The 3,783-nt window shown below is 65.8% G+C and carries 4 protein-coding genes and 1 pseudogene; 3 read left to right on the top strand and 2 right to left on the bottom strand.

The genetic code is table 11. The annotated features are described in order from the left end of the window. The 3 genes and pseudogenes from WAN71_RS22920 to WAN71_RS22910 form a co-directional block, all read left to right on the top strand. Positions 1 to 140 (top strand): annotated as a pseudogene (locus WAN71_RS22920) (DUF3558 domain-containing protein); the annotation flags it as partial. 125 nt (positions 141 to 265) lie between these two features. Continuing rightward, positions 266 to 1,852, top strand: a complete 1,587-nt coding sequence (locus tag WAN71_RS22915) for a CocE/NonD family hydrolase (RefSeq protein WP_422227528.1) — start codon at positions 266 to 268, stop codon at positions 1,850 to 1,852. Positions 1,853 to 1,855: 3 nt separating this feature from the next. Further along, positions 1,856 to 2,881 (top strand): alpha/beta fold hydrolase, encoded by a 1,026-nt coding sequence (locus WAN71_RS22910; RefSeq protein WP_422227527.1) that lies wholly within the window; start codon positions 1,856 to 1,858, stop codon positions 2,879 to 2,881. Here WAN71_RS22910 and WAN71_RS22905 read toward each other — a convergent pair. Both WAN71_RS22905 and WAN71_RS22900 read right to left on the bottom strand, forming a co-directional pair. After that, a complete protein-coding gene (locus tag WAN71_RS22905) occupies positions 2,837 to 3,424 on the bottom strand; it encodes a DUF1802 family protein (protein ID WP_422227526.1) in 588 nt (195 codons plus the stop codon). The two genes, WAN71_RS22910 and WAN71_RS22905, sit on opposite strands and share 45 nt — an antisense overlap. After that, positions 3,421 to 3,669 carry a DUF2277 domain-containing protein gene (locus WAN71_RS22900; RefSeq protein ID WP_422227525.1) on the bottom strand — a complete coding sequence of 83 codons (249 nt, stop codon included), beginning with the start codon at positions 3,667 to 3,669 and terminating at the stop codon, positions 3,421 to 3,423. Before WAN71_RS22900 ends, WAN71_RS22905 begins: the two co-directional genes overlap by 4 nt. Between the last annotated feature and the right edge of the window lie 114 nt (positions 3,670 to 3,783).

The following is a 3,783-nucleotide window of genomic DNA, read 5'->3' as shown; positions in this document are numbered from 1 at the left end:
GCATGGTGATCTTCAAGACCAGCTACGGGGTCATCCAGCAGTCGCTGTTCTACTCGACGGTCTACTCCAGCCCCGAGGTCGACTGCCCGTCCACCAACCTGCAGCGGGCAAACGACCTTTCGCCTTACTACAAGTTCTGAGCCCACGTCCGCTGCTCCGGCCATAACCTGATCTCGTGACTTCTTCATCCGCCACGTCCGCACGACTTACGGGGTCGACGCTGCGCTCACTACCCAGACGATTCGCCGGCGGTGCCCTCGGCCGGATGTTGCGCCTGCCCGGGCCCACCGCTGGCTACACGGTCACCCACGTCGCGATCCCGATGCGCGACGGCGTCGAACTGGTGGCCGACCACTACGTGCCCGCCGGAGAACCCGTCGGCACCCTGCTGCTCCGCGGACCGTATGGCCGCGCGTTTCCGTTCTCGCTGTTGTACGGCGCGCTCTACGCCGCCCGCGGCTACCGCGTGCTGATGCAAAGCGTGCGGGGGACGTTCGGCTCGGGCGGGACCTTCACGCCGATGGTTCAGGAAGCAGCCGACGGCGCCGACACCGTCGCATGGCTGCGGCAGCAGCCGTGGTTCACCGGTCGCTTCGCCACCATCGGGATTTCCTATCTCGGGTTCACCCAGTGGGCGCTGCTGCAGGATCCGCCGCCCGAGTTGGCCGCGGCCGTCATCACCGCCGGTCCCCACGATTTCAGCGAGTCGGCTTGGGGCACCGGCTCGTTCACCGTCAACGACTTCCTCGGCTGGAGCCACCTGGTTGCCCACCAGGAAGATCCCGGGCGGATCCGCGCCGGCATCCGACAGCTGCGGTCGCAGAAAAGCGTGATACGCGCCGCCGGTGCGTTGCCGCTGGGCGCGGCCGGCCGCGAGCTGCTCGGCACCGGCGCGCCGTGGTGGGAGTCATGGCTGGAGCCGCCGAGTAACGGCGACACGTTCTGGGATTCGCTGCGATTCGGCGCCGCGCTCGACCGGGTGCAGGTGCCGGTGCTGCTGATCGGCGGCTGGCAAGACCTGTTCCTGCAGCAGACCTTGCAGCAGTATCGACACCTTCGCGACCGGGGTGTCGACGTGGCGCTGACCATGGGGCCGTGGACACACACCCAGCTGCTTTTGCAGGGTTTGCGGACCATCGCTCAAGAATCACAGGACTGGCTGGACACCCACCTTGGCGGTCGCCGGGCCGCACCGCGTCGCGCCAGAGTCCATTTCCACGTCGCCGGTGAGGGCTGGCGCGAGGCGGCCGACTGGTCGCCGACGACCACCGAGCACGCGCTGTACCTGCGGCCCGGCGGCGGTCTGACCGACACGCCGCCGTCGTCGGCGACAGCATCGGCGGTGTCCTCGGTGAGCTTTCGTTATGACCCCGCCGACCCCACGCCCACCATCGGGGGTCGACTGCTGTCGCCCGACGGCGGATACCGGGACGACACCCCGTTGGCCGCCCGCAGCGACGTGCTCAGCTTCACCACCGACGTGCTCAACGAAGATCTGTGCGTGATCGGCAACCCGGTCGCTGAATTGGGGCATACCTCCGACAATCCCCATGTCGATGTGTTCGTCCGAATCAGCGAGGTCGACAGCAAGGGCCGCTCCCGAAATGTCAGCGACGGCTATCGGCGGCTAACCGATCCGACCGACTCGGTCAGGCTCGAGCTCGACGCGATCGCCCACCGGTTCCGCGCCGGATCACGCATCCGCGTGCTGATCGCCGGCGGCAGTCATCCCCGCTACGCCCGTAACCTCGGCACCGGTGCGGCAACGGCGACCGGCGCAGAGCTCAAGTCCTCCACCCATGAACTGCATTTCGGCGTCTCCCGGGTGTTGCTTCCGGTCGAGAGCGCCTAGCCGATGGGCATCTTCGACGAATGGCGAAGCGGTGCAACACAAATCCATTGGCAATCGTCAACCGCCGCGAATGCTGGAGCAAAAGTCACCGTCTTCACCCGTCGCTGCGGCACACCTGGCGCACCGGCATTGGTGTGCGTGCACGGCTTCCCGACCGCGAGCATTGACTACTTCGCGCTGACCCGCGAATTGGGGGCCGAGTTCGATATTTTCCTGCTGGACTTCCCCGGCTACGGACTTTCCGATAAGCCGCCCGCACCCTACGTGTATTCGCTTTACGATGATGCACGGCTGCTGATCCACGCGATCACGAACGTGTGGGAACTCCAGCGATACACCATGCTGACCCATGACCGCGGCACCAGCGTCGGCATGATCGCGCTTTCCATGTTCGCGGCGCAGAATCAGGAAAACGCGCCCGCTGAAGTCATCCTGACGAACGCCAACATCTACCTCCCGCTGGCCAACCTCACTGCGTTTCAGACCGCGCTTCTCAACCCCGAAACGGCACGGAGCACAGCAGCCGCGACGACGCCGGAGATGCTGGCCGCCGGCATGGGAGCGACGACGTTCATGCCGCGGCGAACGCCTACCGACCCCGAAATCATCGCTCTGACAGAGTGCTTCGCGCACAACGACGGGATCGGGGTGCTGCCGGACACGATCCAGTACCTGCATGAGCGAGCTGCCGACGAAACCAATTGGCTCACAGCGCTTTCCAAGGACAACATCAACACGAGCCTGGTTTGGGGCCTGCACGACAACGTCTCCCCTGTCCGGGTTGCGAACTTCGTGTGGCAAAAATTCCTCAAGGACAAGCCGGGACGAAACCGCTACTGGATCCTGCCAACCGCCGATCACTATCTGCAATGCGATGCGCCAGCACAATTGGCGCAGCTGGTGCGGCTTACCGCGGCCGGCCAGCCGACTGCGCTGTGCACGCTCGGGGATAGGCCGGACGGCGCGGTGCTGGTGGACCAGACGTCATCCGACGGCGTCACGGACGCGGTCCGCGACTTGCCGCAGTGACACCTCGTCGTGCACCGGAGCACCCAACTTGAAATGATTGGGGGCGGTCCCCGGCAACTGCACCCAGCTGGTGCAGCCGGCGTAATCGGGAGTGCGGGGCAGTTCCACCGGCTCGATCAAAGGTATGGCCTGGACGACTAGCACCGCCAACCGATGTCGGGGGCGAAAGTCCAGCCGGTCCGCACGCACCGACCCAGCCGTCCAGATATGTAGATCCTCGATCGCCTCGATGTTACCGGGCCGGTTGACCGGCAGTGCCGCAACGACTTTCGCCGCCGCCCGCACCACGACGTGCTCGTCGGTGCTGTCGGGAGCCGCAGCCGTCAGCAAGTCCTGGAATTCGGCCCGGACCCGCTCGGCGTGACTGTGCGCGACCGTCGGGAACAGCATGAACTCGCGGGCGGCCACCTCGAAGCGCTTCTCGCCGATCCCGCCTTTACGCAACAGCACGCGCTGCCGGCCGCCCAGCAGCGCGTGCACCACCGTGCTCCACTCCTTGAGCGCGGGCAAGGTCGCGGCTTGCGTCGACGGACCCCGTGTCATCTCATCGCCAGCCGACGCAACGGTGGCGAGGTCTTCGGAGGTTGGCGGCGCGGCGGCAGGGCGCCCAACAGCAGCGTGGTCGTCGCCGCGACTTCGGCCACCGCCATTTCGAAGGCCTCGGCGTTGGCCGGCGACGGGTGGGTGATGCCGCTGACCTTGCGGACATATTGCCTTGCCGCCGCCGAGATCTCCTCGGCCGTCGCCGGCGGCTCGAGTCCACGCAATTCGGTGATGTTTCGACACATACGTTAACCAAACTTTCAGAATGGCTGCATTTGCACGGTTTCGATGCAATTCTACGGAATGCTGCCTACCTGTTGACCTGCCCGGACTCCTCGGATTCGTCCTCGGGCCAAGTT

Origin of the sequence: Mycobacterium sp. (genome assembly GCF_049280035.1) — a bacterium.
In the GTDB taxonomy this organism is placed as follows: domain Bacteria; phylum Actinomycetota; class Actinomycetes; order Mycobacteriales; family Mycobacteriaceae; genus Mycobacterium.
This window is presented reverse-complemented; position numbering and strand designations above follow the sequence as displayed.

Bases quoted from the DNA above. Each gene is read 5' to 3' on its own strand.
- WAN71_RS22910 (WP_422227527.1), top strand. From the start codon at position 1,856: ATGGGCATCTTCGACGAATGGCGAAGCGGTGCAACACAAATCCATTGG.
- WAN71_RS22905 (WP_422227526.1), bottom strand. From the start codon at position 3,424: ATGACACGGGGTCCGTCGACGCAAGCCGCGACCTTGCCCGCGCTCAAG.
- WAN71_RS22915 (WP_422227528.1), top strand. From the start codon at position 266: ATGTTGCGCCTGCCCGGGCCCACCGCTGGCTACACGGTCACCCACGTC.
- WAN71_RS22900 (WP_422227525.1), bottom strand. From the start codon at position 3,669: ATGTGTCGAAACATCACCGAATTGCGTGGACTCGAGCCGCCGGCGACG.